1 protein-coding gene and 1 pseudogene are annotated in these 1,820 nt (G+C 76.4%); both read right to left on the reverse strand.

Features of this window, described 5'->3' with window-relative positions; translation table 11 throughout:
* Positions 1-211: pseudogene (locus GTR00_RS20080) on the reverse strand (ROK family protein); the annotation flags it as partial.
* Positions 212-214: 3 nt separating this feature from the next.
* Positions 215-1,820: family 20 glycosylhydrolase (locus tag GTR00_RS20085; RefSeq protein ID WP_166613306.1), on the reverse strand; the 1,606-nt coding region annotated here is incomplete at its 5' end.

A 1,820-nucleotide genomic window follows, 5' to 3' on the forward strand; every position in this document is an offset into this window, starting at 1 on the left:
GGTCGGCGCTCAGCGCGTCGACGACGGCGGCGGCGGCCTCGACGACGGCGCGCACCCCCTCGGGGGACGGGGCGCGGCGGCGGGCCAGCACGGTGCCGGCGGCGTCGAGGGCCACGCCCTCGATCTTGGTGCCGCCGATGTCGAGGCCGACCCGCACGCCGGAGCGGCCGTCCGCGCCGGCCCGGCCGGGGCCGGTCAGCAGGGCCGTCACCGCTCAGCCCGCGAGGGCCCGCACCAGGGCGCGGCGCAGGACGGCGAAGCGGGCGGTGCTGTCGTCCAGGCCGCCGGGGCGGGCGCGCAGCAGCCAGCAGGCGCGCTGCTCCTGCACGAGGTCGTCGAGCTCGGCGAGCAGGGCGCGGGCGGTGGCCGGGTCGGGCCGCCCGGCGCCCTCGGCGCGCGGCAGCAGGTACCGGGCGGCCAGCTCGGCCAGGCGCAGCGCCTGGGTCAGCTCGCGCACCACGACGTCGCCGTCCGCGCAGGCGGGCTCGGCGGCGCGCAGCTCCTCGCGGCAGCGGCGCAGCACGTCCACGGCGGCGCGCAGCCGCTCGGGGGCGGGCACCGCCCAGCCGGGCAGGTCCCCGGCCTCCAGCAGCGCGCGGTGCAGCGGGGAGGCGTTGAGCAGCGGCACGCCGAGGTCGGCGCACACCCTCCCGGCGCGCACGAGGACGCGGCCGGTGGTGCCGGTGGGGTCCAGCAGGACGTGCTCGTCCAGGACGGCGGCCACGTCGAGGTCGTGGTTGGCCTCCAGGCACCAGCTGACGGCGCCGCCGAACAGGGCCGGCCCGAACGCCACCGACGGCGGGTCCCAGTGGCCGTTGTCGCCCCAGGAGGTGTTCAGGTAGCCCTGCGCGGAGTTCTCCAGGCCGACCTGGGCGGCGTCGACCATGTTCTCCACGGCGTTGTCGAAGCGGCCCAGCAGGGAGTTCCAGTTGCTCGCCCCGGGCGCCACCCAGAACGGCACGCCGGCCTCCAGCAGCAGCTTGGCGCGGTCGCGGAAGCCGTTGCGCAGGGCGGCGACGTCCACGCCGGCGGCGCGCCACTGCTGCAGCTGCTCGGGGGAGGCGGAGTCGATGACGGCGGCGGTCAGCGACGGGGAGTCGTACTGCCACACGACGGGCACGGCGCCGGCGGGCACGCGGCCCATGAGCTCGGGGTGGTCGCCGAAGACGTCGGCCCAGAACTCCACGGTGTAGCCGCGCTCCAGCCAGGGGCGCACGACCTCGGTGACGTAGTCGAAGTAGACGGTGCCCAGTCCCTCGCGCTCGGCGCGCTCGGCGCTCTTGCCGGTGCCCAGCTCGAACGGCTCGTCGGCGCCGACGTTGACGCGGCGGGTGCGGAAGAGGGGGACGACCTCCTCCAGCAGCGAGCCGACGAACGCGGCGTTCTCCGCGGTGGGCTCGACGGTGCCGGGCGGGCGGTGCCGGCCCCAGGCGGTGAAGCCGTCCTCGTTCTCGGCGCGATCGGCGTACGCCTCGTGCGCCAGCCAGCGCTCCATGTGCCCGAAGGTGTTCTGGTTGCACACCAGGTCGATGCCGTGCGCGGCGCACAGCGCGTCGAGCCAGCGCACGTCGTCGGCGGTGAGCGGGGAGGCGTCCTGCCAGACCTCCTCGTGGCCGGGGAAGGCGAAGGTGTGCTCGGTGTAGAGCTCGAAGGTGTTCACGCGGGCCAGGGCGAGCACCTGCACCCAGCGGGCCAGGGTGCGGCGGGTGGGCACGCGGTCGCGGCTGACGTCGAGCATGAACCCGCGCACGGGGAAGTCGGGGTGGTCCTCGACGTGGTAGGTCACCTCGCCGAAGTCCGCGCCGGCGCGCAGCTGGTCC

Origin of the sequence: Kineococcus indalonis, assembly GCF_009906395.1 — a bacterium.
GTDB lineage: Bacteria > Actinomycetota > Actinomycetes > Actinomycetales > Kineococcaceae > Kineococcus > Kineococcus indalonis.